Below are 18429 nucleotides of genomic sequence, written 5' to 3' on the forward strand. Positions count from 1 at the left end.
GCCCTAGCCCCGTTCCGCCTCGATCGCCGCGAGAATCCGCGGCGGCGACATCGGGATGTGGGTCATGCGCACGCCCGCCGCGTTCGACACCGCGTTGGCGATCGCCGCCAGCGGCGGCACGATCGAGGTTTCGCCGACGCCGCGCACGCCATAGGGGTGGTTGGGGTTGGGAATTTCCAGGATCTGCGTGTCGATCATCGGCAGGTCGGAGCAGACCGGGATGCGGTAGTCGAGGAAGCCGGCGTTCTGCAGCCTTCCGTCCTTGCCGTAAATATACTCCTCGTTGAGCGCCCAGCCGATGCCTTGCGCCGCACCGCCCTGGTACTGGCCCTCGACATAGGTCGGGTGCACCGCCTTGCCGGCATCCTGCACCACCGTGTAGCGGATCACCCTGGTCGAGCCCGTCTCCGGGTCGACCTCGATGTCGCATATATGGGTGGCGAAGGAGACGCCGGCGCCGTCGGCGACGAGCTCGCTGTGGCCGGCGATCGGCCCGCCGGTCTTGCCGGATTGCGCCGCGATCTCCTTCAGCGAGAGCGCCGCGAGGTTGCCGTACTTCTCGCCCTTGGCGATGGCATGGCCCTTTTCCCAGATCACGTCGTCGACCGGGATGTCCCACATCTGTGCCGCGCGCTCGCGCAGGATCAGAATAGCGTTGCGGGCGGCCGAGATCGTCGCCATCGAGGACGAGAACGTGCCGCGGCTGCCGTCGGTCATGTCGTTGTAGCCGAGGCTCGACGTGTCGGCGACGATCGCCTTGAGCTGGGTGTAGTCGATGCCGAGCTCTTCCGCCGCCACCAGCGACAGCGAGGCGCGGGAGCCGCCCACGTCCACCGTGCCGACGGCCAGCGACACCGAGCCGTCCATGCCGATGTTGAGGTCCACGCAGGTCTGTCCGCCGAAATTGAACCAGAAGCCGCAGGCCATGCCCCTGCCCTGGTTTTTCTTCAGCGGCGCCTTCATGTGCGGATGGTTCTTCACCGCTTCCAGCGTCGGGCCGATGCCGATCGGTCCGTAGATCGGGCCGTAGGACGAGCGCGTGCCTTCCTGCGCGGCGTTCTTGATGCGGAAGTCGACCGGGTCCATGCCGAGCTCCTTGGCGAGCTCGTCGACCGCGCTTTCCACGGCGAAGGCCGCCATCGGCGCCGACGGCGCGCGATAGGCCGCGGTCTTCGGCCGGTTGACCAGCACTTCGTAGCCGACGGTCTTGACGTTATCGAGCTTGTAGCAGGCAAACGCCGTCATGGCGCCGATCTCGGCCCAGGCGCCGGCATAGGGGCCGCAGGAATAGCGCAGCGTCGCTTCCGCCGCGGTGATGGTGCCGTCCTTGCGGGCGCCGATCTTGACGTCGATCGAGGTGGCGCTGGTCGGGCCCGAAGCGCGGAACACCTCGTCGCGGGTCATCACCAGCTTCACCGGCCGTCCGGCTTTGCGTGACAAGGCAAGCGCCACCGGCTCGGCCCAGACATGGGTCTTGCCGCCGAAGCCGCCGCCGATCTCGGAGGAGGTGACGCGCAGCTTCGAGGCTTCCATGCCGAGTAGCTGGGCGCAATGCTGGCGATAGACGAAATGGCCCTGCGTGCAGACCCAGAGGTCGGCGGTGCCGTCGGACGAGACGCTCGCCACGCAGGCATGCGGCTCGATATAGCCCTGGTGCGTCTGCTCGGTCTTGAAGGAACGCTCGACGATGAAGTCGGCGTGGCCAAAGCCCTGGTGGACGTCGCCATGGCCGAACTGGCTGCGCTTGGTGACGTTGGAGGGCTTTACCGGCTTTTCCTCCAGCCCCTCGGTGAAGATCGTGTCGTTGATCAGCGGGGCGTGATGCTGCATCGCCTCGTCGACATCGGTGACATGCGGCAGGATCTCGTAGTCGACCTCGATCAGCTTCAGCGCCTGCCGCGCCGTGCGGGCGTCGACAGCGGCGACCGCGGCCACCGCATGGCCGTCATAGAGCGCCTTGGTGCGCGCCATGCAATTGTCGAGGATGTCGTACATGGCGGCATCGCCATCGGTCAGGTCCGGCAGGTCTTTCGCCGTGATCACCGCCTTCACGCCGTTCAGCTTTTCCGCCTTCGACGTGTCGATCTTCCTGATGACCGCATGCGCGTGCGGGCTGCGCAGCACGCGGCCGACCAGCTGGCCGGCCATGTTGAAGTCGGCGCCGTAGCGGGCGCGGCCCGTCACCTTGTCGACGCCGTCGGGACGGATGGGGCGTGTGCCGACGGATGTGAATTTACGCCCGGAAAAACGCGGATCGAAATTCATCTTCAGGCTCCCTTCATCACATGTGCCGCGTCCTGGACGGCGCGCACGATCTTGTCATAGCCGGTGCAGCGGCAGAGGTTGCCGGCGAGACCGAAGCGGATCTCCTCCTCGCTCGGGTCGGGGTTTTTCGCCAAAAGGTCCTTGGCCGCGATCAGGAAACCCGGCGTGCAGATGCCGCATTGCAGCGCGGCATGCTCGAGGAATTTCTGCTGCAGCGTGTGCAGCTGGTCGCCATGCGCCATGCCTTCGACGGTCTCGATGCGCCGCCCTTCCGCCTCGGCGCCCAGCACCAAGCAGGAGCAGACCAGCCGGTCGTCGAGGATGATCGAGCAGGCGCCGCAGTCGCCGGTGCCGCAGCCTTCCTTGGCGCCGGTCAGGCCGAGCCTGTCGCGCAGCACGTCGAGCAACGGCTCGTCAGGCTGGCAGAGATATTCGATATTGTCGCCGTTGATTGTCGTCGAGACTGCTATGCCAGCCATCATTTGCCTCCTGCACGTGCGTAGGCTGATGTGGCGGCACGTCTGGCCAGCACACCCGCAACCTTCCGTCTGAATTCGATGGTACCGCGCTTGTCGTCGATGGGGCGGCAGGCGCCGGCGCAGACTTTTGCCAGCCGCTCAAGCGCCGCCTCGTCCAGCTTCCTGCCGATAAGCGCCTCGGCGGCCTCCTCGACCAGCAGCACGGTCGGCGCCGCGGCGCCCAGCGCCACGCGGGCGGCTGTGATGACGCCGTGTTCGTCGATCGTCAGGTTCACCCCGGCGCTGACCACGGCGATGTCCATCTCGGTGCGCGGAATGAAGCGCAGATAGGCATCGCCCGAACGCGGCGCTTGGCTGTCGAGCAGGATCGCCTCGATGATCTCGCCCTTGGCGAGCGAGGTCTTGCCCGGCCCGGTCGGCACGGCCTCAACGGGGATGGTGCGCTTGCCCGAAGGCCCGGCAACCACGGCCCTTGCACCCGCCGCCACCAGCGCCGGCACGCTGTCCGCCGCCGGCGAGGCGTTGCAGAGATTGCCCGTGATTGTGCAGCGTCCCTGCACCTGCTTCGAGCCGATCAGCTTGGCCGCCTCGACCACGCCTGGCCATGCCTTCTTCAGGGCGGCGTTCTCGCCCAGCACGGCGCAGGGAACGGCCGCCCCGATGCTGAAGCCGTCGGCCGTTTCGCGGATTTCGCTCAAGGACGCGATCGACTTGATGTCGACGATCAGGTCGGGCTCGACAAAGCCCCCCTTCATCCTCACCAGAAGGTCGCTGCCTCCGGCCAGGATGGCGGCCGTGCCAGCCGCTCCGGCCAGTTGGCCGACGGCATCTTCGATTGAAAGCGGACGTATGTAGCGCATCGTCTCCCCTTGGATATCGCGATTTCAGCGACCGTTATAAACACTCTCCTCATAATGGCTATCCGGTTCGTCATTTGCGACGATTGGTCCAGCCGCCGCAAAATCGAGTCCCAAATCAACCGGAATTGCCGTACGCCAACCCTGCACGGCCGCATTGACGCCGGTTCTCAAAAAATCTGAGAGCCTGTGTCGGATCGGTCAAGCCCCGTTCGTCCTTGGGACATCGAACACGCATCATGAAAGGACACGATATGCCCGGAACCGTACGTCTGCACCGCGTTCTCACCACCAGCCCGGAGAAGGTCTATCGCGCCTTCGTCGAAGCCGACGCGCTGGCCAAGTGGCTGCCGCCGAACGGCTTCACCTGCACGGTCGATCATCTCGAGGCAAAGGTCGGCGGCACGTTCAAGATGTCCTTCCGCAACTTCACGACAGGCGGCAGCCATGCCTTCGGCGGCGAGTATCTCGAACTCGTTCCCGGCGAGCGCCTGCGCTACACCGACCAGTTCGACGACCCCAATTTGCCCGGCGAGATCCAGGTGACCATCACCTTGAAAAAAGTGTCGGTCGGCACCGAAATCGACATCATCCAGGCCGGCATTCCCGACGTCATCCCGGTCGAGGCCTGCTATCTCGGCTGGCAGGAATCGCTGCGAAACCTGGCCAAGCTCGTCGAGCCCGAGATCAATCAATAAGGCCATTCCGTAAAGTGCCCGCCGCCGCCGATGACATGCCCGTCGGCGGCGGTTGTGCATTGGGCCTTGACCGCGCGATCGCGGGCGTGAATCCTTTCCCGGTCAAAGGGAGGAGTTTCCATGCGACATCTGTTGGTTGTGTTGCCCGCCTTGATCCTGGCGAATGCGGCGCAAGCGAGCACGATCTACTACGGCAACAAGGTGGGAATGGAACTGACCATCGTCAAAAAGTCAGGCATCGGCTCCACGCATGCCAGCATCCTGGCCAAGCACGACAGGCGCAAAGCGGGCGTCTACTGCCGCGAATACGGCCACGATTTCTCCAAGGAGTGCATTGACGCGGAAATGAAGTCGCCCCTGCACTTCGAGATCACCGCCAACTGCAGGACCGGCAAATTCACCACCTTCTACGGCGCCAACATGCTGTTCCAGGGCCGCAACAAGGGCACGGACGTGGCCACCGACTACCTGATCACATCGATCGATGACAATGTGGTGCTCGATGGCTCCGGCGCCTCGTCATACGATGTCACGCTGGACCAGTTCAAAGCGCTCTGCCCCAATCGCGTACGCTAGCGGCGTTTGCGACACTGCGCCGATCGCAACAAGCGGCGGAGGAAACGCGTGACCCTCACCAACCGGGATATCGTCGAGATCACCGAGTGGCGGCGCAAGCTGCACCGGCAGCCGGAAATCTCCAATGAAGAGGAGAAGACGGCGCAAGAGGTCGTCTCCTTCCTCGCCGATACCGGCCCGGACAAGGTGCTGACCGGATTGGGCGGACACGGCGTGGCGGCGGTCTATGACAGCGGCAAGGCCGGTCCCACCGTGCTGTTCCGCTCCGAACTCGACGCGCTGCCGATCGAGGAGCTGTCGGGCGTGCCGCATGCCTCGCAAGTGCCGGGCAAGTCGCATATGTGCGGCCATGACGGGCACACCGCGATCCTGGCCGCCCTTGGCCGTCAGTTCGGCCGCGAACGCCCGGCCAGCGGCCGCGTCGTGCTGATGTTCCAGCCGGCGGAGGAGACCGGCAATGGCGCGGCCGGCGTCGTCGCCGACCCCCGCTACGGCGAGATCGCGCCGGATTTCGCCTTCTCGCTGCACAATCTGCCCGGCGTGCCGTTCGGCGAGGTGCGGCTGAAGCCCGGCGTGGTCAATTGCGCCTCGCGCGGCATGCGCATCGTGCTGGAAGGCAAGACCGCGCATTCCTCCATGCCGGAGACCGGTATTTCGCCCATGCCGGCGATCTCGGAGTTGATGCCGGCACTGCCCGCGCTCGGCCGCGCCACCTTCGCCGACGACGATTTCTCCATGGTCACCGTCACCCATGCCGAAATGGGCGAAGCCGTGTTCGGCATCGCGCCCGCGCATGCGCAGGTCTGGGCAACGCTGCGCACCCGCCGCGACGAACGCATGGCGGACCTCTGCGCCGCCGCCGAGGCGCTGGTCAGGGAGATCGCGGGCAGGCACCGTCTTTCCGCGCGCTGGGATTACCACGAGATCTTCGTCGCCAGCGTCAACGCGCCGGATGCGGTGGAACACCTGCAACGCGCGCTTCAGGAAGAAGGCGTCGTGCATGGTGAAGAAGCCCTGCCGATGCGCGCCTCGGAGGATTTCGGTCTGTTCGGCCACAGCGCCAAATCGGCGATGTTCTTCCTGGGCGCCGGCGAGCGCCACCCGGCGCTCCACAATCCGGACTACGACTTCCCCGACGACCTGATCCCGATCGGCTCGAGGATCTTCATGCGCACGGCGCGCAATCTGCTGGGGTGAGTTGGCGCGCCGCCGCAAGCCGGTCGCGGCCTCGCAAACCGCGTTCGCCCGCGCCTGTCAGGCGGACCTGAGGAACGGGCGTTTGTGGATGGCCCTCTTGGCCTGGAAATTCGCGGCGGGGACGGGTCGGCCGACGCGAAAGCCCTGGATCTTGTCGATGCCGAACTCGCGCATGAGGGCGATCTGCTCGTCGGTTTCCACCCCTTCGACCAGGATCTGGTGGCCGCGATTGCGGACCAGGGCAATGATGTCCTGGAGCATGGCCATGCCCTTCGGGGTGCCGCAATCGTGAAGAAACGAGCGGTCGATCTTCACCGTATCGAAATCGATCAGACGCAGCCATGAAAGGCCGGCGAATCCGGTCCCGAAATCATCGAGCCAGATCTTGATGCCCAGCAGCTTCAGGTCGCTGATGCAGCGCAGGATGTCCGAGTGCATCTCCATCTCGAGCCCTTCGGTGATTTCGAAGGCCAGCCTGTTGCCGGTCACGCCGGTCTCGCCCAGAATGGTCGCGACGGACGCCGCGAAGCCGGGCGTCTTGAGCTGGATCGGAGAGACGTTGACGCTGACGAGACGGATGTGATCGTCCGCCAGGAGTTCGGAGCAGACCGTCCTTATCGCCCAGCGCCCCAGTTCCAGGATCGCGCCGGTTCGCTCCGCCACCGGAATGAACAGGCTCGGCGGAACCAGTGTGCCGTCGAGCATCTTGAGACGCATCAGCGCCTCCACGGCTTCGACCCGGCCCGACACGACATCCTGGATAGGTTGATAGACGAGCGAAACGAGGCTCTGGCCGATCGCGATCTTCAGCAAGGCCGCGAGGTTTTCGCTCTCGTCGCTGCTTTGCGGATCGGTCGGGTCGAACAGCCGGGCACAATTGCGGCCGCTGGCCTTTGCCAGATAGAGCGCGCGATCGGCCTCGTGGATGATCTTCTCCAGCTTGGCGCCGGCCTGCGTCCTGGTGAAGGCGGCACCCACGCTCGCCGTGACGATCGAGATCCCGTCCCGCCTGAGCTCGTGGGTAAGCGCCAGGTTCTCCACTGTGCGGCAGATGGCTTCCGCCAGCTCCGCGACCTGGCTCTTCTTGTCCATGCGGGCGAGCACAATGAATTCCTCGCCGCCGTAGCGCCCGATCGAGCCATTGTAGTTCTTGATCAGATCGCTCAGCGCATTGGCGACATGGATCAGGCAGCGGTCGCCTTCCTGGTGGCCGTAGCAGTCGTTGAATTTCTTGAAGAAGTCGACGTCGATGAGGATGGCCGCGAACTTGCTGCCGAGCTTTTGCCAGTCGCTCCAGTAGTCGCGCAGCTTCTCGTCGATGGCGCGCCGGTTCTCCAGGCCTGTCAGCGGATCCGTCCGCGACAGCCTCAGCAGGGCCTTGCCGCGTTCGGTGGCCTCCTTGTGCTGGATCTTGGCCTCGAGAGCGTTCAGGAAGACGTTGTAGCGCTCCTCGTTCAGCTTCCAGTTCACATAGGAGGTGAACGTGAAGCACGAAACGTAAAAAGTACCGAATACCATCTTGTACGTCAGCGACGCCGGAACAAAGTAATTTACCACATACAAGATGCACAATATGATTGTCGACGTTATGATCGACACCTTGAACCTGAATGTAAAAAATAGATTGGCACTCATCATGAAAATGGTGCCGAATACCATGTAATAGGCGACACTTTCCTTGTTTGCGCCCATGGATGCCGGTAACAGCCACCCGATATAGCCAAAGATGATGGCCGCGGCGCAAGTCACGTCAAGCCATTCCGTCGCGGCGCCCCGGCGAAGCTGTGCTTCCAGGACCAGCAGTGCGGTCAGGCCAACCGCGAAGCGCGCGGTGATCGTGTAGGCCGCCACGTCAGGTATCAGCAGCAGATCCGATACCGAAAACAACACATAGATGACGACGGCGATCCACAGGCCCGGCCTGGCCTCTGCCCTTCGCTTCGCCTGGGCTTCCCTGCGGTAAAGGATGCGGAGTTCGTCGGCCCCCAGTTCGTGGCGCGGATCATACGGCTCCACATCCACCGTATCGGCCAATCTGGATGACGCGCGCTCGTTCACAAACCCCTCTCGAAGGGGGCTTTGCGATCCGAACTCTTTTCCAGCTTCTGCCCCCACGCAGGACGACTCCTTGGGACGCGACACGATTGCCACGCGGTAAAATGCAGTGGCGCCAGACAAGTTTGCGTTAACTCGAACCCGGATTCTTATCTGCAAGATCGCTAATAAATTGAGATGGTTAGCGGGAAATTAATCATAACAATAAAATGCTCCGAACCCTCCGTTGGCAAATGGAGCATTCTAAGTAATAAGTTAACTGACTGTTAACCAAGGAGTCCTGGTGTGCAAACCGTGTTCGATGGGCAAAGCCTGATTACCGCAGAGATCATCGCCGGCAGTCTGCGTAAAGGCACGCTTGAACATCATGGCGAAGCGTTCGAAACCGCCCGCGCCGAACTGGCGCTCATCCTCCACGCGACACAGCAACAGGTCGAGCAGCAGAAATTTCCGGCCGAGATCGTGCGCCGCCTGCTGTCGCTGCTCAATGCGCTGCGTGCCAAGGTTCATCCCGACGTCTGGCAAGCCCTGATACCGGTGGCGCAGAACCACCCGATCCTGAACTACTTCCTCCAGGATCCGCTGACGCACTGGTCCTTCACCAAGCCCAGGGGGTATTCCGGCGACGCGGAACTGCTCGACTACATCTATTGCGACCCGCACGTGGCCGAGAGCGTGGCCAACGCCTCGGAGGTCGGCAAGGCGCTTTACAGCCATACCCAGAACGTTCCGTCATGCGTCGCGGCGCGGGAACGGCGCGATCTCCTGACCCGCTATGTCGACGAGGCCGCGGCCAGGAACGGACCCGAAACCGAGGTGCTGGCGATCGCCGCCGGCCATTTGCGCGAAGCCAATCGTTCCGTCGCGCTCGCCGAGGGCCGGCTCAAGCGTTGGGTCGCGCTCGACCAGGATCCGCAGAGCGTCGGGCTGATAGCGCGCGACTTCCATGGCACCGCGGTCGAGGCCATCGACGGCTCGGTGCGGACGGTGCTGACCAGGGGCCACAAGCTCGGCAAGTTCGATCTCATCTACGCCTCCGGCCTCTACGACTACCTCCAGCACAACGTCGCCGTGAAGCTGACCAAGACCTGCCTGCAGATGCTGAAGCCGAACGGCAAGTTCCTGTTCGCCAACTACGCCGAGGGCACCCCCGACGCCGGCTACCGGGAAACGTTCATGGATTGGGTGCTGCTGCTGCGCTCGGAAGTCGACATGTGGAACATCGTCAATGCCAGCGTCGACCGCAACACCGTCGAGGCGCAGGTATACTTCGGCGAGAACCGCAACGTGCTGTACGCCGTGATTGAAAAGCGCGGGTAACAACCTCCGCTGAACCTCGCCATCAGCCCGGCGGTGATGCTCGCGCATCGCTGCCGGTAGCCAAACGTCGCCAAGCGAGATCGGCGCCAGGTCGCCGCTCATCAGTATCCGGTGCCGCGGCCGAAGGATCCGGCGTCGCCTGGCAGCACCAGTTCGGCATCGTCGGTGACATAGCCGACATAGCGATAGTCGCGGATGAAGCTGATCCGCCCTTCCCGCCATTCCAGCCACATGAAGTGGATTGGCTTCGGGGCGGTCCGGTGCTCGAACACGGCGATCACCTCACGGCCCTCGACCCATGCCGGCTTGAGCCACAGGCCATCGCTCTTCGCATAGATGGTGAAGAACATCCCGACATCGGCGGCACCCGAGCGTGGCGGGTGCATGGACTGCTGAAGCCTCACATCGTCGGCAAGCAGCGCGCGCAAGCCATCCCAGTCGCGCTGGTTGAACAGCGTCACATAGCGCACCACGGCGGCCGACGCGATGCGCGCGTCGGGAAGCGGCTCGGCCTGGGCATTGATCTGCCGAAGCCGGGCGCGGCCGCGCGCCAGATGCGCCTTTACCGCATCGACCGAAATGCCGAGCAAGGCGGCAATTTCGGCCAGCGGCTCGTCGAGCACATCCTTGAGGATAACGACGCTGCGCTGAAGCAGCGGAAGCTCCGCGAAGCGCGACACGGCGGTCTCTATCGCCTCCCTGCGCATCAGCATCTCCACCGGATCGACCTTGCTGTCATCGGCAATTTCAAGCGCTGCCTCGATGGGCTCCGAGGCGCGGATCGCGCGACTGCGCAGCAGGTCCAACGCGCGGTTGTGGGCGATCCGGAACAGCCAGGGCCTGAGCTGCGGCACGTCGCACAGTTCGTCCAGGGCGACGAAGGCTCGCGCGAACGTGTCCTGCACCACGTCCTCGCCGTCGATGACCGACCCCATCAGGCGCGCGCAATAGCGGTGCAGTTCCGGCCGCAGAACGGTCGCAAGGGCAAGCAGCCCTTCCTGTCGGTCGCGATCCACGGCAGGCTCCCGCTCGCTCAAGCCGCTGTGCCCTCCATGACCATTACGCCCGCGTCGCCGTTGAGGCCGAAGACGACGCCCTCGGCATATTGCGGGTCTTCCAGCACGGAAACCACCCTGTCGCCGAACGCGCGGGGCGGCATCGGCGCGCCGAAACGGGTGACGAATTGTTCTGGCGTGATGCCCATGGAGCCGGCATAGGCGCCGGCTGCCGCATCCCCGATTCCCGTGCCGAGGATCATCTGCCGCGGCACGATCGCCTGGAAGCGGATGCCGAGCTTCTTCTCCTGCGCCACGCCATTGGCATATTTGGCCATGAACCACAGCATGCGCTTGGAGCCGCCATAGCCGCCCGACATCTGCGATCCGGTAACGGCGGCACCACTCGATCCCACCAGCACCCGGCTGCCCGGCTTGAGCGGCAGGTTCAGCGCCGCCTGCAGCCAGTAGAGGCCGGCCCTGACGTCGGTTTCCCAGGCGACGGAGAAATCCTCCCACTTCAGCTGATCCAGCCGGCCCATCCGGGGGGCGGCACCAGCGTTCAGCACCACTATGTCGGGGCGAACCTCGCCGAGGATGCGATAGGCGGCGTCCTCGTCCGTAACGTCGGCGCGGATCGTTGCAACGCCAAGCCGCGCACCGACCGCCTCCAGCGCCTCGGCGCCGCGCGCGACGACGGTCACCTCTGCGCCCCGCTCGACCAGCGCTTCGACCAGCCCGAGGCCAAGTCCCCGGCTACCACCGGTGACCACGATTTTCTTGTCCTTGAGGCTCATTTGACCCTGCTCCATTGCTTCACTGTAGCTAAGACGTTCGAGCTTTCGGAAAAGAGTCAGCACTGCCGGAAGAGACGTGGCGGCGACGAGCGATTTGGCGGCAAGGGCCGCAGCGTGCGCGCCGCGGCACATGCCGCTCGTTTCACACGATCCCGGTGTCACAAGGACGATAGCGGACAGCCTTATGGTCACGCGCGACGGGCTGATTCGTGCAACATAAGGTACCGACCAGTCCACCCGGGTCAGCGCGCCCCGCAACCCGTTCACGCCAAGCTACAGGCCCTGCCATGACCATACAATTTTCGCCTGATTGATCGTCCCTCGTGCTATCGATCCGGGCTCGGCAAGGTCCTCGAGACGCATCACCCCGATGATGTCGCCGGCCTTGCCGACCGCGAAACCCACCTTGAAACAGCTTCCTTATAAGAGACATCAGATGTGGCTGAGTGAATTCGAGATCGTCCTGCGCGACCGTGTCGTCCCGAACGGCGCCGTCAGGATCGAAGACGGCCGGATTGCCGAGATCCGCGACGCGCCAGTCGAGCATGCCGACATTGAGGGCGGCGGGCGCCTGCTGCTGCCGGGCTTCATCGACATGCATGGCGACATGGTGGAGAAAGAGGTCGAGCCGCGCACCGGCGTCCACGTGCCGATGCGGATCGGCATCGCCGAGCTCGACAAGAAGCTTGCCTCATGTGGCGTCACCACGGCCTATGCCGCGCTCTCCTTCATCGGCGCCAGTGTCACCAGCGGCGTGCTGCGCTCGGAAGATCATACGTCGGCGATTATCGAGACCATCGCCGAACTGAAGGACGACCTGCTGGTCGACCACCGCATTCATGCCCGCTTCGAGGTGACCTTCACCCCCGCGATCGCCATGCTGCAGAAGCTGATGGATGCGGGCCGGCTGCACCTGATCTCGCTGATGGACCACACACCCGGACAAGGGCAATACCGCGACGTCGAACTCTACATCGCCCGCGTCGCCAACGAGCGCGGCATGTCCGTTGCCGCGGCCTCCGAGGTCGTCGGCAAGCGCATGGCCGGCCGCAAGGGCCAGGGCGATGTGCTGAACGCGCTACAGGACCTGTCGGCCCGCGCGCGGGCCCATGGCGTCGTGCTGGCCTCGCATGACGACGACACGTTGGAGAAGGTGGAGCTCGTCCATGGCCTGGGCGCCGCGCTCAGCGAATTCCCGGTGACACTCGAAGCAGCGCGCGAAGCCCGCAGGCTTGGCATGTACACCGCCATGGGCGCGCCCAACGCGTTGCGCGGGGAATCCTATTCCGGCAATCTTTCCGCGCGGCAGGCCTACGAGGCCGGGCTGCTCGACATGCTGGCCAGCGACTACCATCCGGCCTCGATCCTGCCGGCCGTGCTTGGCCTGGCGGAGTTGCGTGGCGAAGGGCTCGTGACGGCGGCGGCGCTGACAAGCGCCAATCCTGCCGGGGCCCTGGGGCTCACCGATCGCGGCGCCATCGAGCCCGGCCTCCTGGCCGATCTCGTGGTGGCCGACCGCCATCCGGTGCCACGCGTCCGTGCTACCTTCCGCGCCGGCCGCATGATCTACGGCGACGGCACGCTGGCACCGGCGCGGCAAGCGGAACACCTTGGTCACGCGGCTCAACGGGTACCGGCTGGGTTCGAATTGCGCTGAGGCTGCTCCAGGAAAAACGTGAAACGGTGGCTTGCCCTAGACGTCGAGCATGACAGTCATGCCACGCACCTCGGCCATTTCCAGCAGCAGGTCCTGCAGGGTTTCGACGGTCTGCACCGCGCCGGTCATGGCCAGCAGCTCGGTGACACTCTCTTTCATGGAAATGACCGCGGCTCCGGTTTTCTCCGAAAGCAGCCGTCCAATGGCCGCGCGGATAAGGGCATTCTGGTCAGACATGATTCCCCTCTCATGCTGGGATAGCGGCGGTGTTTTCTTCAATCATATGCTCTTGGCGCAACTTCTGCGAGATTCAACTTACGCTTGCAAGCCGTCCGATTGATGATCTTTCAAGTCATTTTGTTGACGCCAGCCGCCCAGCACCGCGAGTGACGGTAGCAGTGACCCGGCTCCAGGCCTGAAAGCCTCCATGACGGCGAGCAGGGCCAGCGGCACTTCGTGCCGGTAGAGCCCGATGAATGTCTTGCCTCCCGCCGTCGCCGGCAACTCCGTGAATCTGTCGAAAATCGAATACGTGCCTGTCGGCTCGTTCAGGATCTCAAAACGGTCCAATGCAAACCTCGTGTCCCCGGGAGCCGTTAACGCAACCGCTCGCCTGAAGTTGCAACAGGTGATGCTTTTTTTATCACAATGGAACGTATATGCCAGCGGCATCGCTGACATAGGGCCATGTCATGCGGAGGGACGCGCAAAAATCGCTTGGCTGGCGACCGCGGGAACAACACGTTCCGACAAAGACTGCGTGTTGGCCCTTGCCGAAGCCGGCGGCCTCGCTCATCCATGGCCTGGAAACGAGCCGGGGACCAGAAGATGACCGATGCCAGCCTGCACATCGTCGAAGCCACCATCGAACAATTGCGCCGGGCGCTCGACGAGGGCCTCGTCACCAGCGTCGAACTGGTCGGGGTGTATCTCAGGCGCATCGCGCATTTCGACCGTCACGGCATCAGCCTCAACGCCGTTCCGGTGCTCAATCCTGATATGTTCGAGGAGGCCGCCGCTTCCGACCGGCGGCGGCGCGACGGCGCCTTGCTCGGGCCGCTCGACGGCATCCCTTACACCGCCAAGGACAGCTACAAGGTCAAAGGCCTGACGGTCGCCGCCGGCTCGCCTGCCTTCGAGCATCTCGTCGCCAATGAGGACGCCTTCACCATCGCCCGGCTGCGCGCCGGCGGCGCGGTGCTGGTCGGTCTCACCAACATGCCGCCAATGGCCAATGGCGGCATGCAGCGCGGCGTCTATGGCCGCGCCGAAAGCCCCTACAATGCCGATTACCTGACCGCCGCCTTCGCCTCGGGCTCGTCCAATGGCTCCGGCACGGCGACATCGGCCAGTTTCTGCGCCTTCGGGCTCGGCGAGGAAACCTGGTCGTCCGGGCGTGCGCCGGCCACCAACAACGCGCTGGTCGCCTACACGCCCTCGCGCGGCGTGATTTCCGTGCGCGGCAACTGGCCATTGGTGCCGACCATGGACGTGGTCGTGCCTCACACGCGCAGCGTGCCCGACATGCTCGAACTGCTCGACGTGATCGTCGCCGACGATCCTGCGACGCGAGGCGACTTCTGGCGCGCGCAGCCCTGGGTCGCGCTGCCCAGGAGCTCCGAGGCGCGGCCGCCACGCTACACCGAATTGACGCTCGCGGGTTCACTGAAGGGCAAACGGCTCGGCGTGCCCCGCATGTATATCGGCCGCGACAGCGGAGCCGACCGGCCGATCGAAACCCGCGCCTCGGTGCTTGCGCTATGGGAACGGGCAGCGTCCGACCTTAGAGGGCTGGGCGCCGAGGTGGTGGAGGTCGATTTTCCCGTCGTCTCCAATTACGAACGCGACCGCCCCGGCGCGCGCACCATGGCAGAGCGCGGGCTGGTGCCGCCGGATTTCGCCGAACGCGAAATCTGGGACCTCTGCATCTGGGGTTGGGACGATTTCCTGCGCGCCAATGCCGACCCGGCGCTGCCCGATCTCGCCTCGGTCGACGGCCCCAGGATCTTTCCGCAGCCGCCCGGCACGCTGCCCGACCGCTACGAAGGCGGCTTCGATGTTGCTGAATATGTCGAGCGCGCGAAATCCGGCGTCACGCCCTTCGAGGACATCCCGACGATTGCAGATGGGCTGAAGGGGCTGGAAACAACAAGGCGCGTCGATTTCGAGGACTGGCTGGACGCACACGGCATCGACGCCGTCGTGCTGCCGGCCGCCGCCGATGTCGGACCGGCCGACGCCGACATCAACGAGGCGTCGGCCGACCTTGCCTGGCGCAACGGCACCTGGGTCGCCAACGGCAATCTGGTCTGGCGCCATTTCGGCATCCCGACCGTCACCGTGCCGATGGGCACAATGGCCGATATCGGCATGCCCGTCGGCCTCACCTTCGCCGGCAAGGCCTATGACGACGAAAGGCTGCTGCGCATGGCCGGCGATTTCGAACAATCGACCCAGCGCCGGACGAGCCCGCCACGCACGCCTGAGCTGGCCGATGATGTGTTTTCGGGCCGATCCACTCAAGCCGGCAGCGGCAAGGCGCCACCGCTCGCAATCGCACTTGCCGCCGAGACGCGCACCTTGGACGATCAGGACGAAATCGTCATCACGCTCGATCTGCCCGTCGAGGCGAAGAACGCCGGCATCAAGGTGCACGTCAACGGAGAGCCCGTCGCCATGCAGCGGAGCGGCACGCGCTTCAACGGGAGCGCCTTCGTTCTCGCCGCCGAGCATCAGAGGTCCCACAGCGTCTGGCGCGCTTCGTATGGCTCGATCGTGACGGCGGTGGTGCGGCTGGAGGATGGGCGTAGTGCTGGCGCCTATGTGGTTACGGGCGGGATTGGGTGAGCAGCGGTAAAGCCAACACCCACCGTCGAGTTCCGTCACGCCCCCTCTGTCCTGCCGGACATCTCCCCCACGAGGGGGGAGATTAGCAGCTTTGACGCCTCGCTCTTTCCTGCAACTTTGAAAATTCGCGAAGGCCGCGGTGACGGCCGATCTCCCCCCTCGTGGGGGAGATGTCCGGCAGGACAGAGGGGGGCGCCGTAGAGCGCCAACGGCTACTGTTACCCCCGCGCCGCCCAGAGCAAACCGCGTTCCACTATCAGCGCCATCTCCGGCACCGCGAACTCATCCGCCGTGTGCCCAAGCGAACTGTAGAAGACCTTCCCCGCGCCATACCTGCGCTTCCACACCACCGGCATGGCAACCCCGCCAATGCCCGGGAAATGCGCATCGCTGAAAATCGTCGTCGCGAGCACCTCATTGCTCGGGTCGACATGCATGTAATACTGCTCCGACCGGTAGGCGAAATTGCCGATCCCCCTGGTAATCGGATCGTCCGGCCGGGTGATGACCACCTGATAGTCGATGATGTTGCCGGGATGCGCGACCCACTGGCCGCCGGTCATGAACTGGTAGTCGGGCTCGTTGCGAAAACTGTCGCCCATCGTGCCGTGGAAGCCGCCGAGCCCGCTTCCCCCGCGAACGGCCTGCGTCAGGTTCTGGAGCTCGGCCTTCTCGATCGTCGACATGGTGATGACGGGCACGATCAGATCGAAGGAAGGCAATTCCGGATCGGCGAACATCGCCGTGCCCTCGCCCAGCGTGACATCAAATCCGTTGCGCTCAAGCAGTTTGCGCACAACCTCGGCGCTGCGCTCGGGCGTATGGCCTTCCCAGCCGCCCCAGGCAATCAGGGCCTTCTTCGCCATGCCGTGAACCTCCCGAACCGCGCGCCGCGCCTCGGGAGATGGTTACACGGCGTGGCCGTCAGCGCCAGCCCAGTGCCGGCGCGACATGGGTCAGGATCGCCTCGATGACGTGGGCGTTGTAGTCGACGCCGAGTTGGTTAGGCACGGTGAGCAGCAGCGTGTCGGCCTCGGCGATCGCCTCGTCCTGCGCCAATTCCTTGATCAGCACGTCAGGCTCGGCGGCGTAGCTGCGGCCGAAGATCGCCCTGGTGTTTTCCTCGATGAAGCCGATCTGGTCGCGGCTCTCATTGCCACGCCCGAAATAGGCGCGGTCGCGGTCGTCGACCAGCGCGAAGATGCTGCGGCTGACCGAGACGCGCGGCTCGTGGCTGTGGCCGGCCGCCTTCCAGGCCTCGCGATAGACGCGGATCTGCTCGGCCTGCTGGATGTGGAACGGCTTGCCGGTCTCGTCGAATTTGAGCGTCGAGCTCTGCAGGTTCATGCCGAGCTTCGCCGCCCATTCCGAGGTGGCGTTGGTGGCCGCACCCCACCAGATGCGCTCGCGCAGGCCCTGCGAATGCGGCTCGAGCCTGAGCAGGCCAGGCGGGTTGGGGAACATCGGTCGCGGATTGGGCTGTGCGAAGCCTTCGCCACGCAGCGTGTCGAGGAAAACCTCGGCGTGATGCCGCGCCATGTCGGCGTCGCTTTTGCCTTCCTGCGGCTGGTAGCCGAAATAGCGCCAGCCATCGATCACCTGCTCGGGCGAACCACGGCTGATGCCGAGCTGCAGGCGGCCGCCGGCGATGATATCGGCGGCACCCGCATCCTCGGCCATGTAGAGCGGGTTCTCGTAACGCATGTCGATGACGGCGGTGCCGATCTCGATGCGGCTGGTCTTTGCGCCGACAGCCGCCAGCAGCGGGAACGGCGAGGCGAGCTGGCGGGCAAAATGATGCACGCGGAAATAGGCGCCGTCCGCGCCGAGCTGCTCGGCGGCGACGGCGAGATCGATGGACTGCAGCAGCGCGTCGGAAGCTGAGCGCACCTGCGATTGCGACGAGGGCGTCCAATGCCCGAATGACAGGAAACCGATTTTTTTCATGGCCCTGAAGTATATGCGAGCGGCGCGTGCTTCAATGACAAAACAGCGGGGTTACACACCGTCGCCTTGAGCAATACCAAAGGGCGCCATACACAGGGGGTGACCGGCCGCGTCCTGTCTCATGCCCCCGCGTCCTGTCTCATGGGGCCGTCGATCGCCTGCGGTCCCGCTGAAAGGCAATGATTGGCGATTTGAGAAAGTGGTCCATGGCGGTTCGGCCGATCATAAGGTTCCCCAATCCCCTCCTCCGCGCCGTGGCGGAACCTGTACAGCTGTTCGACGGCGACCTGCACGGATTGGCCCGCGACCTTGTTGACACCATGCACGCGGCGCCGGGGATCGGCATCACCGGCCCGCATATCGGCATTCTGAGGCGCCTGGTCGTGATCCAGCTTCCCTCCGCCGCAAAGCCGGGGATCTACGTAAATCCATCGATCATCCAGGCCTCGACCGAAATGATCCGTCATGCGGAAGGCAGTGTCTCGATGCCCGGTGTCACGGAGGATATCGAGCGCCACGCCCGCATCCGGGTCCGCTATCAGGATCTGGATGGCAACGAGCGGTTCGAGGACGCCGATGGCCTGCTGGCGGTTTGCCACCAGCATGAGATCGATCAACTGGACGGGGTCTTCTGGACGCAAAGGCTGACGCGCCTGAAGCGCGACCGGCTGATCAAGCGTTACGGCAAACTGATGCGAGCCTCGTAGGCGCCACGACAAACCGCAGGGAACCGGCACTG

Annotated in this window: 17 protein-coding genes; 7 read left to right on the plus strand and 10 right to left on the minus strand. The window is 64.5% G+C overall.

What is annotated here, in order from left to right:
• Positions 1-3: 3 nt before the first annotated feature.
• The 3 genes from FJ977_RS21615 to FJ977_RS21625 are packed head-to-tail and all read right to left on the minus strand — an operon-like array spanning position 4 to position 3604.
• On the minus strand, positions 4-2265 hold the full coding sequence (locus tag FJ977_RS21615; protein ID WP_140774224.1) for a xanthine dehydrogenase family protein molybdopterin-binding subunit: 2262 nt from the start codon (positions 2263-2265) through the stop codon (positions 4-6).
• 2 nt (positions 2266-2267) lie between these two features.
• The gene (locus tag FJ977_RS21620; RefSeq protein ID WP_140774225.1) at positions 2268-2744 is read right to left on the minus strand and encodes a (2Fe-2S)-binding protein; all 477 of its coding nucleotides are present in this window, start codon (positions 2742-2744) and stop codon (positions 2268-2270) included.
• The gene (locus tag FJ977_RS21625) at positions 2744-3604 is read right to left on the minus strand and encodes a xanthine dehydrogenase family protein subunit M (RefSeq protein ID WP_140774226.1); all 861 of its coding nucleotides are present in this window, start codon (positions 3602-3604) and stop codon (positions 2744-2746) included. Before FJ977_RS21625 ends, FJ977_RS21620 begins: the two co-directional genes overlap by 1 nt.
• Positions 3605-3855: 251 nt before the next feature.
• On the opposite strand from FJ977_RS21625, the gene FJ977_RS21630 reads away from it, so the two are divergent.
• The 3 genes from FJ977_RS21630 to FJ977_RS21640 all read left to right on the plus strand — a co-directional run bounded on the left by FJ977_RS21630 (position 3856) and on the right by FJ977_RS21640 (position 6072).
• On the plus strand, positions 3856-4299 hold the full coding sequence (locus tag FJ977_RS21630) for an SRPBCC family protein (RefSeq protein WP_140774227.1): 444 nt from the start codon (positions 3856-3858) through the stop codon (positions 4297-4299).
• Between the two features lie 120 nt (positions 4300-4419).
• Positions 4420-4875, plus strand: coding sequence for a hypothetical protein (locus tag FJ977_RS21635; protein ID WP_140774228.1), 456 nt, complete (start codon positions 4420-4422; stop codon positions 4873-4875).
• Positions 4876-4923: 48 nt separating this feature from the next.
• A complete protein-coding gene (locus tag FJ977_RS21640; protein ID WP_140774229.1) occupies positions 4924-6072 on the plus strand; it encodes an amidohydrolase in 1149 nt (382 codons plus the stop codon).
• Positions 6073-6129: 57 nt separating this feature from the next.
• Here the strand turns inward: FJ977_RS21640 and FJ977_RS21645 are convergent, their stop codons facing one another.
• Entirely contained in the window at positions 6130-8106 is a 1977-nt protein-coding gene (locus FJ977_RS21645; RefSeq protein ID WP_181180049.1) for an EAL domain-containing protein, read from the minus strand.
• Positions 8107-8412: 306 nt separating this feature from the next.
• Between FJ977_RS21645 and FJ977_RS21650 the strand changes: the two genes are divergently transcribed.
• On the plus strand, positions 8413-9447 hold the full coding sequence (locus tag FJ977_RS21650) for a class I SAM-dependent methyltransferase (protein WP_140774231.1): 1035 nt from the start codon (positions 8413-8415) through the stop codon (positions 9445-9447).
• A gap of 101 nt (positions 9448-9548) precedes the next feature.
• On the opposite strand, the gene FJ977_RS21655 is transcribed toward FJ977_RS21650, so the two are convergent.
• Together FJ977_RS21655 and FJ977_RS21660 are read right to left on the minus strand one after the other, a co-directional pair.
• A complete protein-coding gene (locus FJ977_RS21655) occupies positions 9549-10484 on the minus strand; it encodes a sigma-70 family RNA polymerase sigma factor (protein WP_140774232.1) in 936 nt (311 codons plus the stop codon).
• Entirely contained in the window at positions 10481-11239 is a 759-nt protein-coding gene (locus FJ977_RS21660; RefSeq protein WP_140774233.1) for an SDR family oxidoreductase, read from the minus strand. Before FJ977_RS21660 ends, FJ977_RS21655 begins: the two co-directional genes overlap by 4 nt.
• 436 nt (positions 11240-11675) lie before the next feature.
• Between FJ977_RS21660 and FJ977_RS21665 the strand changes: the two genes are divergently transcribed.
• The gene (locus FJ977_RS21665; protein ID WP_140774234.1) at positions 11676-12896 is read left to right on the plus strand and encodes an alpha-D-ribose 1-methylphosphonate 5-triphosphate diphosphatase; all 1221 of its coding nucleotides are present in this window, start codon (positions 11676-11678) and stop codon (positions 12894-12896) included.
• Positions 12897-12932: 36 nt separating this feature from the next.
• Here the strand turns inward: FJ977_RS21665 and FJ977_RS21670 are convergent, their stop codons facing one another.
• Both FJ977_RS21670 and FJ977_RS21675 read right to left on the minus strand, forming a co-directional pair.
• On the minus strand, positions 12933-13133 hold the full coding sequence (locus FJ977_RS21670; protein WP_140774235.1) for a hypothetical protein: 201 nt from the start codon (positions 13131-13133) through the stop codon (positions 12933-12935).
• A 78-nt stretch (positions 13134-13211) separates the two neighbouring features.
• Positions 13212-13466 carry a hypothetical protein gene (locus tag FJ977_RS21675; RefSeq protein ID WP_140774236.1) on the minus strand — a complete coding sequence of 85 codons (255 nt, stop codon included), beginning with the start codon at positions 13464-13466 and terminating at the stop codon, positions 13212-13214.
• 258 nt (positions 13467-13724) lie between these two features.
• On the opposite strand from FJ977_RS21675, the gene FJ977_RS21680 reads away from it, so the two are divergent.
• Positions 13725-15743 (plus strand): amidase, encoded by a 2019-nt coding sequence (locus tag FJ977_RS21680; protein WP_140774237.1) that lies wholly within the window; start codon positions 13725-13727, stop codon positions 15741-15743.
• A 218-nt stretch (positions 15744-15961) separates the two neighbouring features.
• Here FJ977_RS21680 and FJ977_RS21690 read toward each other — a convergent pair whose 3' ends face one another.
• Positions 15962-16609, minus strand: a complete 648-nt coding sequence (locus FJ977_RS21690) for a ThuA domain-containing protein (protein WP_140774239.1) — start codon at positions 16607-16609, stop codon at positions 15962-15964.
• A gap of 58 nt (positions 16610-16667) precedes the next feature.
• Positions 16668-17690 carry an LLM class flavin-dependent oxidoreductase gene (locus tag FJ977_RS21695; protein ID WP_140774240.1) on the minus strand — a complete coding sequence of 341 codons (1023 nt, stop codon included), beginning with the start codon at positions 17688-17690 and terminating at the stop codon, positions 16668-16670.
• Between the two features lie 206 nt (positions 17691-17896).
• Between FJ977_RS21695 and FJ977_RS21700 the strand changes: the two genes are divergently transcribed.
• Positions 17897-18397, plus strand: coding sequence for a peptide deformylase (locus FJ977_RS21700; protein ID WP_140774241.1), 501 nt, complete (start codon positions 17897-17899; stop codon positions 18395-18397).
• Positions 18398-18429 lie beyond the last annotated feature (32 nt).

Source organism: Mesorhizobium sp. B2-1-3A (genome assembly GCF_006442655.1).
Lineage (GTDB): Bacteria > Pseudomonadota > Alphaproteobacteria > Rhizobiales > Rhizobiaceae > Mesorhizobium.